Source organism: Exiguobacterium sp. KRL4 (assembly GCF_001870785.1).
Lineage (GTDB): Bacteria > Bacillota > Bacilli > Exiguobacteriales > Exiguobacteriaceae > Exiguobacterium_A.
The window spans coordinates 1-19001 of record NZ_MOLV01000032.1; the positions used below are offsets into that span (position 1 = coordinate 1).

Consider the following 19001-nt stretch of genomic DNA (forward strand, 5'->3'; position numbering starts at 1 on the left):
GAGTGATACTAATCGGTCGAGGCCTTGTTCTAGCAGATGATCTTGTTGATGACTTCAGTTTTGAGGGCGCGAGCCCTGTCGTCTGGTGACGATAGCCAAGTGGTCACACCCGTTCCCATGCCGAACACGGAAGTTAAGCACTTGAACGCCGAAAGTAGTTGGGGGCTTCCCCCTGCGAGGATAGGACGTTGCCAGGCCATTTATTTTATTTATTCCGCAATAGCTCAGTGGTAGAGCAACCGGCTGTTAACCGGTAGGTCGTAGGTTCAAATCCTACTTGCGGAGCCAATGGCCCGTTGGTCAAGCGGTTAAGACACCGCCCTTTCACGGCGGTATCACGGGTTCGATTCCCGTACGGGTCACCATTTCTTTTTTGCCGGTGTAGCTCAGCTGGTAGAGCAACTGACTTGTAATCAGTAGGTCGCGGGTTCGACTCCTGTTGCCGGCACTGTTTTTTTTCAATTGTATAAGTTCCTAGACAAACTGGGGGGGTAGCGAAGTGGCTAAACGCGGCGGACTGTAAATCCGCTCCCTCGGGTTCGGCGGTTCGAATCCGCCCCCCCCCACCATGTCGAGCCATTAGCTCAGTTGGTAGAGCATCTGACTTTTAATCAGAGGGTCGCAGGTTCGAATCCTGCATGGCTCATATTTTGCGGAAGTAGTTCAGTGGTAGAATACGACCTTGCCAAGGTCGGGGTCGCGGGTTCGAATCCCGTCTTCCGCTTTTTTTTGAGGGGCCTTAGCTCAGCTGGGAGAGCGCCTGCCTTGCACGCAGGAGGTCAGCGGTTCGATCCCGCTAGGCTCCACCAATTTTGCTTAAAGATCTTAAGCGAGTTTCGTTCGTCTTAAGTTTTTTTATACTTGAAATGCCTGCACTTAAAGTACGTACGCGAAAGCACTGTGAGTTTACTCACGGTGCTTTTTTGTTGGTGTTCTGTATAATCATGCGTCATCATGTCGAGTTGAACCACTCGCTTGTTACCGCTTACAATTAAGGTAACTTACTGAGTAAAGGGGAATACGTGATGAACATTGCATATATCAGCGTACCGTATCGTTATGGTCAAGGAAAACCGGGGACGGAACAGGGGCCGGCTGCTGTCGAACAAGCGGGGTTACTTGAGACACTTGCATTAAACGGTCAAGAAGCGGTCCGCTACGGGGAAGCGGCTGTCTTGTCAGAAGATGCAGTCCGGGAAGAAAATCCGCAACTAAAACGCCTGGAAGGTGTTGTCCATACGACAAACGATTTACATTTAATCGTTCGTGATACGCTGACGGAGCAACGTTTTCCATTACTTGTCGGCGGCGATCACAGCATGGCGATCGGAACGATTGCCGGGCTCCAACAAGTCGTACCACGTCTTGGAGTCATCTGGTTTGATGCGCATGGTGATTTAAACACACCCGATACGTCACCATCAGGAAACATTCACGGGATGCCGCTTGCCGTCGCATTAGGGGAAGGGCATCAACGTTTAACGGAGATTGGTGGCAGTGACGTCAAACTGCAGCCGGAACACCTTGTGTTCATCGGCTTACGGGATGTCGATGCAGGGGAACAGGAATTGATTGATCGTCTTGGAATCCGTGTCTACGATATGGAAGCGATTCGGACACGGGGAATGGACGCGATCATGGAAGAAGCGATCGCCTATCTGAAAGAGACGACCGATGCATTTTATCTCAGCTTCGACATGGATGGTCTCGATCCGAGTCTGGTCGAAGGGACAGGGACACGTGTCGCAGACGGAATTCTACTGGATGACGCGAAAACGGTCTTACGTCATTGTGCAGAACAAGATGACTTCATCGCAGCCGAATTCGTCGAAGTCAATCCGTTGTTGGAAGAAGGAAACGGGACGGCACTCCTTGCCAACGAATTGATTGGAAACTTACTCCAGTATATGCGTAACTACCGTTTAGTAAAATAATGGATGGAACTTGAACTCTTTTCGTCAGAGTTCAAGTTTTTTTTGTTACAATTTAAATTGAGATGAAACATTATGTGGGTCGACTCCGTATAAGAGATTGACCGCATAGAGCGGGGGGTATTTGAAAGTGGAAGAAACAACACTACGTTTGATTGAACGGGTGAAGCAAGGAGACCGTGACGCATTCGCGGCACTTGTTGATCTATATAAAGAAGGTGCTTTTCTAGTTGCATTCCGTGTCCTACGTGACCGGATGGAAGCAGAAGATGCGACACAGGAAGCCTTTATTCGGGTATTTACGAAAATTGACTCTTACAATGCCCAATGGAAGTTCCGAACGTGGTTGTACCGAATCGTGACGAATGTCTCGATTGATCGACTGCGAAAAAAACGTCCCGACTATTCGCTTGATGCTGAAATGTCAGGAACAGAAGGACTGACTTTGTACTCCCAGTTGGAAAGTAAGGACCAGCTCCCCGAAGATCAAGTGATTGATTCTGAACAACGGCAAAACGTTGGGGAAGCGATTGCCGGTTTACCGGAAAAATACCGGATTCCGCTTGTCTTGAAATACATTGAAGATTTATCGCTCAAAGAAATCAGCGAGCTGATTGATTTACCTGTTGCTACTGTCAAAACTAGAATTCATCGTGGACGGGAAGCATTGAAAAAGCATTTTGGGAAACGATGAGAAGGAGGCACTCACCATGACACGAGAAAAAGTGTACGAACGGATACAGGATTATTTAGATCAGAATCAACCCCCAGAAGACTTCAAACGACTTGAAGCGGAGTTACGGGAAGCGGATGCGATGAACGAGTTCGAAGAGTATCGGCTCCTCGATGCACAGTTACGCACGCTTCCAGCACCCAAGCTTTCGGCGGACTTTACATCCCGCGTGCTGGCACAATTGCCCGAACAGGTGGAACATCCGAATGTAACTCCGCTTCGCTCATCATCTCGCTTTGGCGGGAAGATGAAACAGTATCCGTTACTGGCTGCCGCGTCTGTCTTCATGCTGTTATCCGTCGGCAGTCTCGGTGGATACTTGACGCAGGAAGAAAAGGACTTGTCCTATACGAACGTCCCTGGAATCGTTGCTGAAAATGGCGAAGTCGTCGTACCGGAAGGAGTCACGGTCGACCAAGACCTCTACGTCGAGGGTGGAAACGTCCGCATCGAAGGGAAAGTCAACGGGAACGTGACGACGGTAGACGGAAAAGCCTACACAGCAAGCGCCGGAAACGTCACGGGAGAGATCAAGCAGATCGATCAGCTGTTTGAACGCGTCTGGTACGGAATTAAACGAATCTTTGAATGAGTCAGGTGGGGCGAGTCTAACTCGTCCCTTTGTGCTATAATGAAAGCTGTTTAAATCAGATGAGATAGGGGGCACGGTTGGTGAATTACTTCAACTGGCAACCACTTCAATTTCAATTGTTGAAACTGGGAGAAAACGTACATTGGTACGATTATATTAATGATGTGATCGATATCGCGGTCGTGACATTCGTCATTTACCGTCTGATGATTATTGTCAAAGGCACAAAAGCAGTCCAATTGATCAAAGGGATTTCCGTCATTTTGATCAGCTGGTTCTTAAGCGGATTCTTCGGACTGAAGACGTTACAATTTCTGCTGAACCAAATCATTACGTACGGCCTGCTCGGAATCATCATCATCTTCCAGCCGGAGTTACGCCGGGGACTCGAACACCTCGGACGGACGAGTAAATTTTTCTCGCGCAGCGCCATCAGCGACGAGGACGAACAAGTCCGAATCGTTGATGCATTAGTGTCTTCCGCTCAGTACATGTCAAAACGCCGAATCGGGGCACTGGTCACGATCGAGCGGGAGACGGGGCTCAGTGAATATGTCGAAACGGGCATTCCGCTCGGTTCACAAATCACGAGTCAACTGCTGATCAACCTGTTCATCCCGAACACACCACTCCATGACGGAGCGGTCATCGTCCAACAAGGGAAACTCGCAGCAGCAGCTTGCTACTTACCGCTTTCTGAGAGTGCGCATATCTCTAAGGATCTTGGCACACGCCACCGGGCAGCCATCGGTGTCAGTGAAGTGACGGACAGTGTCACACTGGTCGTATCGGAAGAAACAGGTAGTGTCTCACTTGCCATCAATGGTCGTCTGTACCGAGAACTCGATGAAGAATCGCTCCGGACGAAGCTGCTTGAGACGATCGTCAAAGTCGAACCGACGAATACTTCCTTCTTGAACTGGATGGGGGCGAAAAAATAATGTTCGAAAAATGGTTCAATGAACGTTGGTTCCTGCGGATCGTTGCCGTCTTGCTCGCTATCATGCTGTATTTGATGGTGGCAGGAACCAATTCGACCGTCAAAAGTGATGCCGCAAGTCTGTTGCCGATTGCCGGTCAAGGGTCAGCGAAGTTTGACGTACCGGTGACCGTCAATTATGATGAAACGCAGTGGGTCGCCTATAATATTCCAGAAATGATTGAAACGACGGTCAAAGGACCGTCCAGTAGTTTGACGATGCTCCGGCTCGTCAAAGACTTTGATCTATCGATTGATTTGACGGGACTTGATCCCGGGTATCATCGTGTCCGTTTAGCGGCGAATGGATTTGGCAAGGATGTCGAAGTGACTCCAAAACAGGAAACGATTGAAGTCTTTCTTGATAAAAAAGTCACAAAAGAAGTCCCGGTCCAAGTCGCACTCTTAAATAAAAACAAGATTGCCGAAGGATATGTCGTCGGCGAAGCACAGCCGACGCGGCAAACGGTTTCTGTGACGGGCGGAGCAGAAAAACTTCAAGCCATCACGGCGATTCAAGTTCCAATCGATGTAACGGGCCGGGCGGAGACCTTTACGGAATCGTTTAATGTCAAAGCAACGGATACGAACGGAAATGCGATCAGCGCGACCTATGACCCGGAACAACTGGATGTCACGGTGCCGGTCTATAAAGAAAGCAAAACCGTCCCGATCAATGTCGAGACGACAGATGCCGTCAAAAAGGGGTATAAAGTCGTCAAAATCGTTCCCGTCATCACGGAAGCGCGGTTATACGGAACAAAAGAAGAATTATCCCGGATTGGTTCCGTCAATACGGAAGCGGTCTCCTTAAAAGGCTTAACGAAGACGGTGGATCAGACGGTCAAACTGGTCGAACCGGATAACGTGACAGCCATGGAACCAACATCGATCACGGTCAGCATCGTCGTCGAAAAGGAAAATGCCAAAGCGACGACGGAAACGGTCGAAGATCGAGCTGAAAAAACGATTTCTGGTATTCCGGTCACATTGAACGGATTTGACGAGGCAAAGTATACAATCGACTATGAACAGACGATTGATCTTGTCGTCCGTGGCAATGAAGCCGATCTTGCGTCGATCGATGCAACGGATATCAAAGCGGTCATCGATGTGACCGGCTTAAAAGAAGGAACACACGGATTACCAATTTCGTACCAGACGTCGAAAGCCTTTGACGTCTTGCGTCCGGATCATATGGATATCACACTGAAAGCGATTCCCCGGACATCGGTCCAAACCAATTAAATCAACTTTGTGAAATGAGGAAATAGAACATGGGTAAGTATTTTGGAACTGACGGCGTCCGCGGCGTCGCAAACGTAGAATTGACACCTGAACTGGCATATCGTCTTGGTCGGATAGGTGGGTATGTCTTAACGAAACACGAAAGTACACGTCCGAAAGTTTTAATTGGTCGCGATACACGTGTCTCTGGACAAATGCTCGAGAGTGCGTTGATTGCAGGACTCCTATCGATCGGAGCAGAAGTCATGCGTCTTGGTGTCATCTCGACACCCGGCGTCGCCTATTTGACGAAAACAATGGACGCGACAGCGGGCGTCATGATTTCCGCGTCGCATAACCCGGTTGAAGATAACGGGATCAAGTTCTTCGGATCAGACGGCTTTAAGCTCGATGACGCAACGGAACTTGAAATCGAAGGATTACTGGACGAAGTGGAAGATACATTACCACGTCCGTCAGGCAAAGAACTTGGATTCGTTCATGATTACTATGAAGGGGCACAAAAATACCTCCATATGTTACGTCAGACATCGGATGAAGATTTCTCAGGCATCCATGTCGCAATCGACGGAGCACACGGGGCGACATCAAGTCTCGCACCACGTCTGTTCGGTGACTTGGAAGCGGAAGTCTCGACGATTGGTACAACACCAAACGGTCTCAACATCAACGAAGGTGTCGGTTCAACACATCCGGAACACCTGGCAGCATTCGTCCTTGAAAAAGGTGCACACGTCGGTCTGTCGTTTGACGGCGACGGTGACCGTTTGATTGCGATCGATGAGAACGGTGAAATCGTCGATGGCGATAAAATCATGTTCATCTGTGGAAAATACCTCAACGAAATCGGCCGTTTAAAAGACAATACGATTGTCGCGACGGTCATGAGTAATCTTGGCTTCCACAAAACAGTTGAAGCACACGGCATGACAGCGCTACAGACAGCGGTCGGTGACCGGTATGTCGTCGAAGAAATGCGAAAAAACAACTACACACTCGGCGGCGAACAGTCGGGTCACATCATCTTCATGGATTATTCAACGACAGGGGACGGGATGCTCTCAGGCGTCCAGCTCTTGCAAATCATGAAGGCGACAGGCAAGAAATTGTCGGAACTCGCAGCAGAGATGCCGGTCTTCCCGCAACGCCTCGTCAACATTCGCGTATCGGATAAAAATGGTGCGATGAACGGTCCGGCTGTTCAAGCAATCATTGCTGAAGTAGAAGCGGAAATGGCAGGCAACGGTCGGATCCTCGTCCGCGCGTCAGGGACAGAACCACTCGTCCGTGTCATGGCGGAAGCACCAACACAAGAAGCGTGTGACATGTATGTTGAGCGGATCGCAAACGTTGTTCGTGAAAACTACGCGTTGCAAGAAAACTGAGTGAACGAAAGGAGTAGATGAAAATCTGCTCCTTTTTTGTTGGAAGGATTTTCAGGCTGACTATGACGAAATGCTTTTTTCATGCGCTTTTCTCAGGCGGAACGCAAGCTAGCTGTCGTCTTTGACAACCGGGTCTTGCCTGTTCCTGACGGAAGCGGAGCTTCCTTTTCCTGTAGAAGTCGCATGAAAAAAGCATTTCTGTGTCACATGATAAAAAAGCATCATCAAACAGACAAAAGACAAAAGACAAAAAAGCAGAGCAAAAATAAAAAAAGAGTTTTTTACAAAATCTAGGTATTAGAGGTATCGTTTAGAAAAATATCGGGAATAGTTACAAATACGTTACCTTTCTTGCTTTTTCTAAATAAAGTTCGTATGATTGTAAAGTCGGACAGAAACGGGGTCGGACAGAAATGAAAGCGCCAGGGCTGACTATGTGATAGTGAGCTGACGAGGTGGGGGTTTATCGAATCATTCGGCGGATGCCTCCCGGTACCATGTCAGTACCGTAAATTCATCTGAAATCGTTTAAGTGATTAGACGGACAGGCAGATGCGTGATGACAACTCTCGACAAGAGCCGTTTCCTCTTCAGGGAAATACTTGTAAATGGGAGAGAATGAATTATGTGCGGTATCGTAGGTATGATCGGACAAGTGAACACAAAGGAAATTTTATTAAAAGGACTCGAAAAACTCGAGTACCGTGGTTATGATTCGGCTGGTCTTGCGTTCGTCAACGACGGCGTTCAAGTCCATAAGGAAGTTGGCCGCATCGCCGCGCTACGCGAAGTCGTTCCTGCAGAAGCAGATGGTCTTGTTGGGATCGGTCACACACGTTGGGCAACACATGGTGTCCCAAGTGTACCGAATGCCCATCCACACCAAAGTGCGTCATCACGTTTCACACTTGTGCATAACGGTGTCATCGAAAACGATGAGCAGTTAAAAGCAGAACTCAATGTCGATTTACTCAGCGACACGGACACAGAAGTCATCGTTCAGATGATTGAAAAGAACTTTGAAACGACAGGTGACGTGACAGAAGCATTCCGTCAAACACTTCGTGTGCTTCACGGTTCGTATGCACTCGCTTTAATCGATGCAGAGAACCCGGATGTCTTGTACGTCGCAAAAAATAAATCACCACTTCTTGTTGGTCTCGGTGACGGTACGTTCAACGTTGTTGCATCTGACGCGATGGCAATGCTTCAAGTAACGGATCAGTTCGTTGAGTTGTATGACGGCGAAATGATCATCTTGACGCGTGACAGTGTCACGATTCAGGATTTAGACGGAAACGTCAAAGAGCGTGACGCGTATACAGCAGAAATCGATGCATCTGATATCGAAAAAGGCACGTACGCGCACTACATGCTCAAAGAAATGGATGAGCAGCCAGCTGTCATCCGGAACATCGTTCAAAAATATCAAAACGAGTCAGGTGAAATCACACTCGATCAATCGGTTCGTGATTTAGTTCTTGGACGTGACCGTGTCTACATCATCGGTTGCGGAACAAGCTATCACGCGGGATTGATCGGAAAACAATTGATCGAACAAATCGCAGGTATTCCGACAGAAGTCCACATCGCGTCTGAGTTCGGCTACAACATGCCACTCTTGACTGAGAAACCACTGTTCCTCTTCCTGTCACAATCAGGTGAAACAGCGGACAGCCGTGCGGTTCTCGTCGAAGCGAAAAAACTCGGTCACCCGGCACTGACAATCACGAACGTCGCAGGATCAACGTTGTCACGTGAAGCAAACGCAACGCTCTTGTTGCATGCAGGTCCTGAAATCGCCGTGGCGTCAACAAAAGCATACACAGCACAAATCGCTGTGCTCGCAGTCCTTGCGTTTGACCTCGCTCAAGCAAAAGGTGTCGCCGTTAACTTCGATCTCATGAAAGAACTCGGGAAGATCTCAAGCGCGATGGAGTCGGTCATGTCACAAAAAGAACGGTTCCAAGAGATCGCTACAGAATACTTGTCTGAATCACGCAATGCCTTCTTCATCGGTCGTGGTCAAGATGCGTATGTCGGAATGGAAGGAGCCCTCAAGCTCAAAGAAATTTCGTACATCCAAGCAGAAGGGTACGCAGGCGGCGAGTTGAAACACGGACCAATCGCTTTGATCGAAGACAACACACCGGTCATCGCACTCGTGACACAACCGCACGTTCACCTCAACAACCGAGGCAACGTCAAGGAAGTCGTCGCACGTGGCGCTAACGCGTGTGTCATCGCAGCAGAAGGTCTTGAATTGCCGACGGATGCGTTTGTCATCCCTTCAGTCGAGCCGCTCCTGTCACCACTCTTGTCTGTCTTACCGCTTCAGTTGATCTCTTACTACGCGGCACTCGGTCGTGATTGCGACGTCGACAAGCCACGTAACTTGGCGAAATCGGTAACAGTTGAATAATTGACTCATCCTATACCCTTTCAGATGAAAATATCTGAAAGGGTATTTTTAATATGTCGGAACACGTTGGAAAAGAGGGAGGGAATCTCTCACAATGATCAGTGTCGGATTGGTCTATGATGAAACAAACCAAATCGAGAAGGAATTAAGCCGACTCCTTCACCATCTTGAACAGCAAGGGGCACGAATACTGCACACCCACGTTTCTTTAGACGAAGACGGGGAAAAGTGGGTGGAAAGTCATCAAAAAGAGATGGATTGTGCACTACTCACTCGTTACTACTATGGTGAAGTATCAATCTGTCTAACGGCTTGCCATGAAACGAAAGAAATTCCGATTGGGATCAGTATTCAAAAAGAACAGCAGTTTTTTGGTTTTGTTCTTTCCTTTAATGAAATGCGATTTGAAGAAGTAGGAATCGATCGACTAGAAGACATCGCGATTCAGTTCATACAGCAGCTGACCGATGTGACCTGCTTTCAATATGCCTTTTGTGATTACGATAGCGAAATCGAACTTCATCCAAAACAAAAGAAACAAATAGACAGCGGATACGCCATCGTCTATTGGCATGGAGAAGAAGTGATGAAAAACAGTTGGAAAATTGATGGACTGACAGCGCGAGGAAAGGAGGAATGAGCAGATGAATAGAGAATGGAATTGGACCCAAGCCTTTCCGCAGTCCTGCGCGGTTGATGTGCGGTTCGTGACCCGTCTTTTGCCGCGCCGATTGTTCAGAACCAGGACTTCGGGAACAATTGAAATTGCATGTGGGAAAGAACAGTTGATTCTGCCGTCCCGTCTGTACTTGGAGGAAGTACCGGAGGAAAAAATCCAAGTGTTGACGAAACAACAACGGTGGTTGCTGTATTGTTTGTACACGCGCCATCATGATGGGTATATCCGTGAAAAATACGTGCGATGGCTGGAAGAAGAGCAGGCGGATGCGGACTGGGTGTTGCCCTATCTGATTGAATTGACCGGAGAATACGTCTACGAGATTCTCGAGAGGATTGAACCGATGTTACATAACTGGTCAGAGATGCAACTGTCTTCCTTTGTTCAAACCGATGATGTCTATATGGCACATATCGAGCAGCGGATTATCAGTTACTGGAACTTACATCAGCGGACAGCCTATCCGATTTTGTGGGATTCCTCGTATGTAGGGTTCCGAATCGGAGAATATTATCGGTTACGTCGTCCGGGAGTTCATTCTTGAAGAATATGTTTGATTTTAGGCTAAAGTAAATCACCAGCACAAAAAAACCGTACTTCCGATAGAGGGAGTACGGCATTTTGGGTTAGACCTTGCAACAATTCCATACTTGAACTACCTCCACCTACGCTTCGCTAAGAGGTGGAGGATTCCTGAGTTATCCAATCTAGCGGTCGGAAATTTATCAGGCTAACCCCGTCGTCCCGACGGTTGAACGTTGATCTTGTCCGTTTCTTTTATACGGATGCCTACTCTGCTTGGTTTTCGCTACTTCGGTCATCCGCAAGGTGAACGTTGAAGATTTTACGTGACAGACGAACTTCCTGTCACAACCCTATATCTTCAGTTTTCAAAGAACATGACTCTTTTTTTATTCCTGATTTTAATTATTTTCAAACCAAGAGTATCGGACAATTAACGTGTCGCAAGACACGCCTTGCCCGAAGACGATTCATCTCCCACTTGCACTAGGGTTTCGCCCTGAACGTTTAGAAGTGGGAGTATTCTCGTCTAATTTTGATAAAAAACAGGATTTTCCAGGGGGAAAGGGAAAAGAGTATCAAAGAAACTAAAAGGAGGTACATTCAAATGCGACAAGCGGTACTCGTTATCGATTTTCAACAGGATCTTGTCGAAGGGACACCCGAAGAATCCGTTGTTTATGCGAAGGAATCTGTCACCGGAGTCATCAATCAAGTGGTGCAAGAAGCGCGCAATCATGATCATACGATTGTCTTCATCCGGGATCTTGATGTCGCGAATGGACAAGGAGCCGGCTTTGCGGTGCACTCCTCGATTCAGATTCCGGATCAGGCGGTCACGTTCGACAAAGCCGCAACTAATTCGTTTCACGGCACGCCGTTGCTCAGTCATCTGAAAGAGCAACAGGTCGAACATGTGGTCATCCTCGGCTGTAAGACGGAACACTGCATCGATACGGCTGTCCGCAGTGCAACCGTCAACGGATTTGATGTGACGTTAGTCGCCGACGGACATACGACGAACGGCTCCGATGTTTTATCGGCAGAGCAGATGATTGCCCATCACAACCAGGTCTTGCATGGTCATTACAATGTCGAACATTTTGCGATGGTTCGTCCTTCAACGGAGAAGTTGTTTGAACCGATCCACGATCACTATAGAATGTAAAAGGAGTGAAGTCATGATTGAGCTGCGAAAGATGGACGAAGCGGATTATCCCGCCTATGCGACACTCGTCATGGATGAGCGGGTCATGCGGTACATTACGGAACACGCCTTAACGGAAAGCGAAGCGAAACGACGGTTTGCGTCAATCATTGAACGACAACGGCATGATCGTCTCGGAACGTATGTGGTCTATCAGGACGAAACATGGATCGGCATCGGTCATGTCACACGTAGCGTACGACAACCGTTTGAAGCAGAAATCGGGTATATGTTATTACCGGAACAATGGGGCAATGGGTATGGATCATTGCTCGCCTCACGATTGCTCGAACTGGCAACGGAACATGAATTGACCGTCGTCACGGCAACGATTGATCCAAATCACGTGGCGTCACGAAAGATATTAACGAATCTTGGATTCCACTCGACGTATGTGGGACCAATTGACGGGTTGCCCGGCGAAATTTTCGAAAAACGATTGGGGGATCCGGTATGACCCTGGAAGAATGGATCCAATGGTTTGACCTCGATGTTGCAGACAGTTTTCCCGTCACCGATTCCTACAGTTCAGACGTCGACCGGCTGTTACTGCGCGACGGACGGACCGTGTTTTTAAAGCGTCCGTATACGGCAGACAAATGGTACCGGGAACACGGTTGGTTAACGTATTTAGCCAGTCGTGTTGCTGTGCCGAAGATTTTAATGGAGGCGCGACCAACCAAACAGACGACGGGTGCGTTTGTGCTCGAAGCACTGGCCGGTTCGACGATTGAGACGGTCACACCGGTGCTCGCCTCGCAAATCGGACGGTTGCACGCAACACTCCACAATTGTACACGCGATGCCTACGGCGATTTTAGCGAGGATGGATTTACAGCGTTTCCTTCGCAGGACTGGCATGTTTTTCGGAACGCGAAATTGACCTCGTTCCAACCGGCGATTCAACAGGTCTTGTCACCTGCTCTTTATCAAGCCGCCTTTACAGAATTGAAGCGACGTGAACGTGAGTTACCAACTCCGTCAGACCCCGTTGCTGTTCATCTGGATTTTCGACTCGGCAATCTGCTCGCAGACGGCGAGTCACTGGCCGGACTGATTGATTTCGAGACGTCGCGTTTCGGGGCGACGGAGATCGACTTTACGAAACTCGACCGGGATGTATTCCAAGGGGGAAAAGCCTTGCTTGACGCCTATCAACAATGCTACGGACAAATTCGGACACCGGAACCGATTGAAGTTTATTTGCCGTACTACCGTTTGTTTGAAGCATTGACGGGAATCGGTTGGTGCATCCAGCGTGGACTGGAGCACCATCAACAGTTTTTCAATAACAACTATGCCCGTGTACTGGTCGAGTTGGAACGGACGAGCATATTCGAAGAACGTTAAAAGACGTTGTTTGACCGGCAAACCGTTATACTTGGAAAAATGAAGCAAGTAGAGGGGGAAGTTGGATGGAACAACAAAAACGGATCGGGATTATCGGTGGCGGACTCGCCGGGATTTTTGCGGCACGTCAGCTGGTGACGGAGGGATATGCGGTCGAGGTCATCGAAAAAAGCCAAAGTGTCGGGGGACGGATGGCGACGAGACGTATTGACCAAGGGACAGCAGATCATGGGGCTGTCTTCTTTACGGTCCGGACGAATGAATTGGCGCAAGAAGTCGACGAATGGCTCGAACAGGGACTGATCCGAAAATGGTTCGGAGATGATTTCCCACGCTATATCGCGGTCAACGGGATGAACCAGCTTGTTCAATCGATTGCCCGTGGGATTCCGGTTCACCTGAATGAACAGGTCGAACGGATTGTGTCGGATGTGCCGGGACTTCAGACCATCGCGTCTGAACAAACACGGACGTATGATGCAATCCTGCTGACGGCCCCCGTTCCGCAAGCCTATGATCTACTTAAAGCATCACCGCTGACGCTTGTTGAATCCGATCACGCCCGTCTCAGGAAAGTGACATTTGAGCCGACTTTTGTGGGGCTGTTTGAGCTTCAAGAGGCATTCGACATTGGCGAAGTTGGTCTGCTCGACGAGGGTCTCGTATCCGGAATGTTGAAAATCGTCAACAATGCCCAAAAAGAAGTTTCGACAACTCCGCTCCTGAGTGTCTATATGGCAGGTGACTGGAGCGAAGCCTGGTATGATAAAGGGGAAGACAAGACGCTTACGGAAATCGAGCGGTTGCTGCAGGAGCAACTTGGACCAGTCAAAATAATTTCAAAACAGCTGAAACGTTGGCGGTATGCGCAGGCGCGGGACGTCTTCCATACCCCTTATCTGAAGCTCGATCAGCACCCTGTTTGGCTCGCGGGAGATGCCTTCTTGGACCCGGCGGATACATCTGGACGGACACGGGTCGAGAGTGCCGTCATCTCTGGTCTGCGTGTCGCAGCAGCGCTTGATACCCATTTTAAACAATTGACGAACGTTTAGCCCCAGCGATTATGATAAAGATAAGTTCATCTGAACGTTTCTGATTCAGATGCTTTGGGTAAATATCCCTTACGTACATAAAAACGAGGGGGATTACCATGAATATCAAAAAATACCGTGTGACGCCAGGGGAATCCATTCGATTATCGGATTATCCGACGTCGGATGAAAACCGGATTGCAGAAGACGAGCTACTGGATCAGCATATCCCGAAAAGTGTCGAGGAATTAAAGGAATTGCATTGGCGTCTGCATGCAGAAGAAAAAAACGGAGTCCTCGTGATCTTGCAGGCGATTGATGCCGGCGGAAAAGATGAAGCCATCAGCTATATCTTCTCGAACCTTAATGCTCAAGGATTGCGTACGTTCTCCGTCAAAAAACCGTCCGATACGGAGCAAAAGCATGATTATCTCTGGCGGATCCACGAAGGATTGCCGGAAAAAGGCGAAGTCGGTATCTTGAACCGGTCGTATTACGAAGAAGTCATCGCACCACGGATTCATGATCTGCTCGAAGAAGAGGAAGTGCCGGACGATCAAGATGTCTGGAAGATGCGTTACCGCCAAATCAATGACTTTGAACGCTATTTCGTCGAAAACGGCTTCCGTGTCGTCAAGTTTCTCTTTAACGTCTCAAAAGACGAGCAGAAAAAACGATTGCTCGAACGGATCAAAGACCCGAAGAAAAACTTCGAGTTTTCGTTCAGTGATGTTGAAGAACGGGAACACTGGGATGAGTATCAGGATATCTTTGCCGAACTCGTCTCGCATACGTCAACGGAACATGCACCGTGGCATATCTTGCCGGCAGACGACGAGTGGTTCACGCGGTATATCGTGACGGAAGTCATGAATGACGTCCTGCGTGAGATCGATCCGCAGTATCCGAAGCTGACGGACGAGGATCAGGAAAAACTCGATGAAGCGATTAAAAAGTTAGAAAATGAATAAGTGTGCGAACTGACGCAGCAGTCAGTTTTCAGATGACAACGGGAGACAGACTTTAACATCTGTCTCCTTTGTCGTGCGGAAAAACGGATTTCTTTTGGAGGATCGCTGTTATAATCAAAGGGAAGAATCGATCAAATACTGGAGGAATCAGCATGAATGAATACCCGAACTGTCCGAACTGTGGCTCAGCGTATACATACGAAGACGGCAATGTATTGGTGTGCCCGGAGTGTGCCCATGAATGGACGGCCGCCGATACGGAAGTGGCAGAAGAAACCAACGTCATCCGCGACGCGAACGGAAATGTACTAAACGACGGTGATACGATCACCGTCATCAAGGACTTAAAAGTAAAGGGCACGTCGCTTGTCGTCAAACAAGGGACACGCGTTAAAGGAATCCGTCTCGTCGACGGGGATCATGACATCGATTGTAAGATTGATGGACTCGGTGCGATGAAGTTGAAATCGGAGTTCGTTAAGAAAATCTAAGCCTGTACCGCCCGTCTGACGACGAGGCGGTTTTTCATGGAGAAAGTTATGACTTTTCATTCAGGACAAATGTCCTTTATCATTCAGGAAGGCTTCGTTTAAATAAAGGTATGAAAATCAAGAAGAGGAGGGACAAAGATGCGTGGAATTCTTTTTGCAATTAGCGGTGGTTTTTTTCTGACGCTCCAAAGTGTCGCCAATGCCCGAATCAGTAACAGCATCGGGACGTGGCAAGCGGCGACATTGACCCAGATGACCGGTTTTGTCGTCGCCTTATTGATTACCTTCATCCTGCGTGACCGGACGTTCCGGCAGATGAAAGAGGTCAAGCTGCTTTATTTATCCGGTGGTGCGTTAGCCGCTGCCGTCTTATTCAGTAATATGACAGCCGTTCATTTGATGGGTGTGACGTTGACGATTTCTTTATTTTTGATCGCCCAGCTCGGGCTGGCACTGGTGATCGATTGGAACGGCTGGTTCGGAATGATCAAACGGCGGTTGCAGATGCCGCAAGTGATTGGGATTTTAATGATGATCGGCGGCGTGCTGATCTTGAAATGGTAAGGGGGAAAGAACGTGGAACAAGCACAACTGGATGAGTACTTGGCGCGGTTTCAATTGACGGAAGTGTTTGCCGGCGGGTTGCGGGAGCATTTACAACCGGTTGCTTTTCAAGCCGGAGACTGGCTGTGTCGTCAAGGCGACGCGGCGGACCGGATGTACTTGTTGCTCGAGGGGAAGCTGAAGATTACCCATATGTCAGCGACCGGAAAACGGCTCGTCTTATCGTTTAAGCATCCGTTTGATTTGGTCGGCGACATCGAATATGTTCGCCGGACACCGTTGATGAATACGGTCGAAGCGGTGACACCGGTCACGGCAGTCAGTATTTCCTATGCGGCACTGGAGCAAAACGGAGCCGATAATCCGGCACTGCTCCGCTTTTTACTGGAGACGATTACGATGAAATTTGAGTTGAAGTCGCATTCGATGAGTTTTAACCTGCTGTATCCGGTCGAAGTCCGGCTCGCCAGTTATCTGTTGTCGATGACACCGGAAATACCGACGTTACCGGTCAGTGATCTGGTCGACGCGGCGGATTTGATCGGCACGAGTTACCCTCACCTTAACCGTGTCCTGCGGCAATTCAGTCAGGACGGCTTGATTGAACGGACAAACCGGACGATTACGATCGTGGACCGGGACGGCTTGACGGAACGGGTTGGCGAAAGTATCTATGAGTGAGGAGGAAACAAGATGACGCTTGGAATAGTCCTCGCCCTGTTCGGCGGGATGATGGTCTGTATTCAAAATACGTTTAATGCCAAGGTCAAGGAACGGGTCGGGGCATGGGCGACGACGACGCTTGTTCTGGGACTTGGATTTCTCGCTTCACTGACGATTGGACTGATTGTTAAAGGGGGCGGTCTCTTTTCAATGAACGGGATGCAGCCATGGTTTTGGTTCAGCGGCATCATCGGGGTTGGGGTCGTCTTGTGTGTGACGCAAGGGGTCCAGCAACTCGGACCAAGTTATGCGATTTCGATCGTCATGGTCTCACAAATTCTGTTTGCCTTACTGTGGGACACGCTCGGTTGGTTTGGTCTCGACCAAGTCGCGTTTACGTGGACGAAAGCCGTCGGGGTTGTCCTGATTGGCGGCGGTGTTTTATTGTTCCAACTCGGGGGCAAGTTAACCGAACGACGGATGTTACGAAAAGGAGCCTGACAAATGAATTACACGACATTGTTATTTGATATCGATCATACGTTGCTTGATTTTGATGCGACGGAACGTGCCGCGTTGCGGCAACTGTTTAAAGACGAACAGCTCGAGTGGACGGACGAACGGGAAGCCCGTTACCGGAAGATAAACCGCTCCTTGTGGCAGGCACTTGAACGGGGAGAGGTAACACGGAATGAAGCGATCACGTCACGTTTCGTGACGTTTTTTGCCGAACAAGGACGGACGGTCGACGGCAGTCAAATTGATGCCCGATACCGGACCTACTTAAGCCATGGAACAGAATTAATCGAAGGAGCAATCGAACTCCTCTATGTGCTCAAAGGGAAGTATCAGCTGTATGTCGTGACGAATGGTGTCGCGGCGACGCAACATGCACGACTCAAAGGATCCGGTCTGGCACCTTATTTTGACGGAATTTTTGTCTCGGAAGAAACCGGGTATCAAAAACCGATGCCAGCCTTTTTTGATTACGTCTTTGACCGGATACCGGACGTGACGCGCGATCAGACGTTGATCATCGGCGACTCGTTGACGGCAGACATCCAGGGCGGTATCACGGCAGGGATTGCGACATGCTGGTTTAATCCCGGTCATGCCAAGGCTCCAGTGGAACTGACGCCGACCTATACGATCGAGCGGCTCGACCAGCTCGTGACCGTACTTGAAACAAAGGAGGAAGTCCGATGAGAGTGGCGTTGATTGGTGCCGGGTTCCATGCCCGGGCGAACTTATTTCCGGCAATGAAGGAAGCCGCGTTTGAGATCGTTGCGGTGACGACACGCCGTCTTGAAAGTGCGGAACGGGCGTTACGGGATATCGGCAGTACGGGCCGCGCCTATATAGACTATACGCAGATGCTTGCAGAGGAACAGATGGATGCAGTCATCATTTGTCTTCAACCGGCGGATCAAGTCAAGGTCGTCAAGTCATGCCTCGCAGCGGGCTGTGCCGTCTACGTCGAAAAGCCGCTCGGCTTATCGGTTGAACAGGCGGAAGAGCTGGCCGAACTCGTCACGGATCAGGTGACAAGCGTCGGCTTCATGAAACGCTATGCACCGGTTTATACGAAACTGAAGCAAGTGTTGGTCCAAAACACATACGGCGACCTTCGTTCGTTCGAATTACGGTTTGCGTGTGATGCGTCCGGCTTCTGTCACGACCGAGCCGACTTTTTATCACTCGCCGCGATTCATCAACTCGATTTGATCCGCTTCTTGGCGGGCGAAGTCGCGGAAATCACCGGTGTGTCGCTTGAAGCGGACGGTGAGCTGCACCTTCAGCTGTCACTTCGGATGACAAGTGGGGCAGTCGGACAGGTGACCTTGATTAACTCTCCGCTCTACACAAGAGAAGTCGAGGAGCTGACTCTGCGCTTTGAACGGGCCGTGTGCCAAGTCGAGGAAATGGAACACTTGATCATCGAGGAAAAACAAGCACCGACATCCTGGCAGGAGCTCGAAGAACGGCAGATTCGTTACCGATCCCCGATGTCGACGATGTCCGGTGGGATGAAAGATTTGTATTTGCGCGGATTCGTCGACGAGATGCAACATTTTCAAGCAGCGGTTCAAGGCGATGTCGTATCCCACTCCGATTTTCGAGACAACGTCAAAACGATGCAGTTGATTCAAGATATTCTCGATACCGTCCGATAACGAATAAGAGAAGGATTTAGTGTTATCAATCGTGGCAACCGTTTTGGAAAAGAAAT

General features: G+C 49.2%; 20 protein-coding genes, 7 tRNA genes and 1 rRNA gene. All 28 read left to right on the forward strand.

What is annotated here, in order from left to right; all coding sequences use genetic code 11:
• Positions 1-81 precede the first annotated feature (81 nt).
• The 28 genes from rrf (at position 82) to BLD48_RS14535 (ending at position 18945) form a co-directional block, all read left to right on the forward strand.
• A 5S ribosomal RNA gene (gene rrf, locus BLD48_RS14400) occupies positions 82-197 on the forward strand.
• Between the two features lie 16 nt (positions 198-213).
• Positions 214-288, forward strand: a tRNA-Asn gene (locus BLD48_RS14405).
• A 2-nt stretch (positions 289-290) separates the two neighbouring features.
• Positions 291-365, forward strand: a tRNA-Glu gene (locus tag BLD48_RS14410).
• A 10-nt stretch (positions 366-375) separates the two neighbouring features.
• Positions 376-448: transfer RNA gene (locus BLD48_RS14415), tRNA-Thr, on the forward strand.
• A 37-nt stretch (positions 449-485) separates the two neighbouring features.
• Positions 486-569, forward strand: a tRNA-Tyr gene (locus tag BLD48_RS14420).
• 4 nt (positions 570-573) lie between these two features.
• A tRNA-Lys gene (locus BLD48_RS14425) sits at positions 574-646 on the forward strand.
• A 6-nt stretch (positions 647-652) separates the two neighbouring features.
• Positions 653-724: transfer RNA gene (locus BLD48_RS14430), tRNA-Gly, on the forward strand.
• A 9-nt stretch (positions 725-733) separates the two neighbouring features.
• Positions 734-809, forward strand: a tRNA-Ala gene (locus tag BLD48_RS14435).
• Between the two features lie 216 nt (positions 810-1025).
• Positions 1026-1934, forward strand: a complete 909-nt coding sequence (rocF, locus tag BLD48_RS14440) for an arginase (RefSeq protein ID WP_071500830.1) — start codon at positions 1026-1028, stop codon at positions 1932-1934.
• A 127-nt stretch (positions 1935-2061) separates the two neighbouring features.
• Positions 2062-2625, forward strand: a complete 564-nt coding sequence (sigW, locus tag BLD48_RS14445; RefSeq protein WP_071500831.1) for an RNA polymerase sigma factor SigW — start codon at positions 2062-2064, stop codon at positions 2623-2625.
• Between the two features lie 16 nt (positions 2626-2641).
• Complete coding sequence (locus BLD48_RS14450; RefSeq protein ID WP_071500832.1) at positions 2642-3256, forward strand: anti-sigma factor; 615 nt, start codon at positions 2642-2644, stop codon at positions 3254-3256.
• An 80-nt stretch (positions 3257-3336) separates the two neighbouring features.
• Positions 3337-4197, forward strand: a complete 861-nt coding sequence (cdaA, locus tag BLD48_RS14455) for a diadenylate cyclase CdaA (RefSeq protein WP_071500833.1) — start codon at positions 3337-3339, stop codon at positions 4195-4197.
• Complete coding sequence (locus BLD48_RS14460; RefSeq protein ID WP_071500834.1) at positions 4197-5483, forward strand: CdaR family protein; 1287 nt, start codon at positions 4197-4199, stop codon at positions 5481-5483. Before cdaA ends, BLD48_RS14460 begins: the two co-directional genes overlap by 1 nt.
• Positions 5484-5512: 29 nt before the next feature.
• Positions 5513-6868 carry a phosphoglucosamine mutase gene (gene glmM, locus BLD48_RS14465; protein WP_071500835.1) on the forward strand — a complete coding sequence of 452 codons (1356 nt, stop codon included), beginning with the start codon at positions 5513-5515 and terminating at the stop codon, positions 6866-6868.
• A gap of 625 nt (positions 6869-7493) precedes the next feature.
• Positions 7494-9290, forward strand: a complete 1797-nt coding sequence (gene glmS, locus BLD48_RS14470; RefSeq protein ID WP_071500836.1) for a glutamine--fructose-6-phosphate transaminase (isomerizing) — start codon at positions 7494-7496, stop codon at positions 9288-9290.
• A gap of 94 nt (positions 9291-9384) precedes the next feature.
• Entirely contained in the window at positions 9385-9930 is a 546-nt protein-coding gene (locus BLD48_RS14475) for an Imm64 family immunity protein (protein WP_071500837.1), read from the forward strand.
• Positions 9931-9934: 4 nt separating this feature from the next.
• The gene (locus BLD48_RS14480) at positions 9935-10513 is read left to right on the forward strand and encodes a hypothetical protein (RefSeq protein WP_071500838.1); all 579 of its coding nucleotides are present in this window, start codon (positions 9935-9937) and stop codon (positions 10511-10513) included.
• 585 nt (positions 10514-11098) lie between these two features.
• Positions 11099-11659 carry an isochorismatase family protein gene (locus BLD48_RS14485; RefSeq protein WP_071500839.1) on the forward strand — a complete coding sequence of 187 codons (561 nt, stop codon included), beginning with the start codon at positions 11099-11101 and terminating at the stop codon, positions 11657-11659.
• A gap of 13 nt (positions 11660-11672) precedes the next feature.
• Positions 11673-12155, forward strand: coding sequence for a GNAT family N-acetyltransferase (locus BLD48_RS14490; protein WP_071500840.1), 483 nt, complete (start codon positions 11673-11675; stop codon positions 12153-12155).
• Positions 12152-13048 carry a phosphotransferase enzyme family protein gene (locus BLD48_RS14495; protein WP_071500841.1) on the forward strand — a complete coding sequence of 299 codons (897 nt, stop codon included), beginning with the start codon at positions 12152-12154 and terminating at the stop codon, positions 13046-13048. Before BLD48_RS14490 ends, BLD48_RS14495 begins: the two co-directional genes overlap by 4 nt.
• Before the next feature lie 65 nt (positions 13049-13113).
• Positions 13114-14103, forward strand: a complete 990-nt coding sequence (locus BLD48_RS14500) for an NAD(P)/FAD-dependent oxidoreductase (protein WP_071500842.1) — start codon at positions 13114-13116, stop codon at positions 14101-14103.
• Positions 14104-14201: 98 nt separating this feature from the next.
• On the forward strand, positions 14202-15053 hold the full coding sequence (locus BLD48_RS14505; protein WP_071500843.1) for a PPK2 family polyphosphate kinase: 852 nt from the start codon (positions 14202-14204) through the stop codon (positions 15051-15053).
• A gap of 152 nt (positions 15054-15205) precedes the next feature.
• Complete coding sequence (locus BLD48_RS14510; protein ID WP_071500844.1) at positions 15206-15544, forward strand: zinc ribbon domain-containing protein YjdM; 339 nt, start codon at positions 15206-15208, stop codon at positions 15542-15544.
• Positions 15545-15682: 138 nt separating this feature from the next.
• Positions 15683-16108, forward strand: a complete 426-nt coding sequence (locus tag BLD48_RS14515) for a DMT family transporter (protein ID WP_071500845.1) — start codon at positions 15683-15685, stop codon at positions 16106-16108.
• A gap of 12 nt (positions 16109-16120) precedes the next feature.
• Entirely contained in the window at positions 16121-16789 is a 669-nt protein-coding gene (locus BLD48_RS14520; RefSeq protein ID WP_071500846.1) for a Crp/Fnr family transcriptional regulator, read from the forward strand.
• Positions 16790-16801: 12 nt separating this feature from the next.
• On the forward strand, positions 16802-17272 hold the full coding sequence (locus tag BLD48_RS14525; protein WP_071500847.1) for a DMT family transporter: 471 nt from the start codon (positions 16802-16804) through the stop codon (positions 17270-17272).
• Between the two features lie 3 nt (positions 17273-17275).
• The gene (locus BLD48_RS14530; protein ID WP_071500848.1) at positions 17276-17977 is read left to right on the forward strand and encodes a YjjG family noncanonical pyrimidine nucleotidase; all 702 of its coding nucleotides are present in this window, start codon (positions 17276-17278) and stop codon (positions 17975-17977) included.
• On the forward strand, positions 17974-18945 hold the full coding sequence (locus tag BLD48_RS14535; RefSeq protein WP_071500849.1) for a Gfo/Idh/MocA family protein: 972 nt from the start codon (positions 17974-17976) through the stop codon (positions 18943-18945). The genes BLD48_RS14530 and BLD48_RS14535 overlap by 4 nt, the downstream gene beginning before the upstream one ends.
• Positions 18946-19001: the final 56 nt, after the last annotated feature.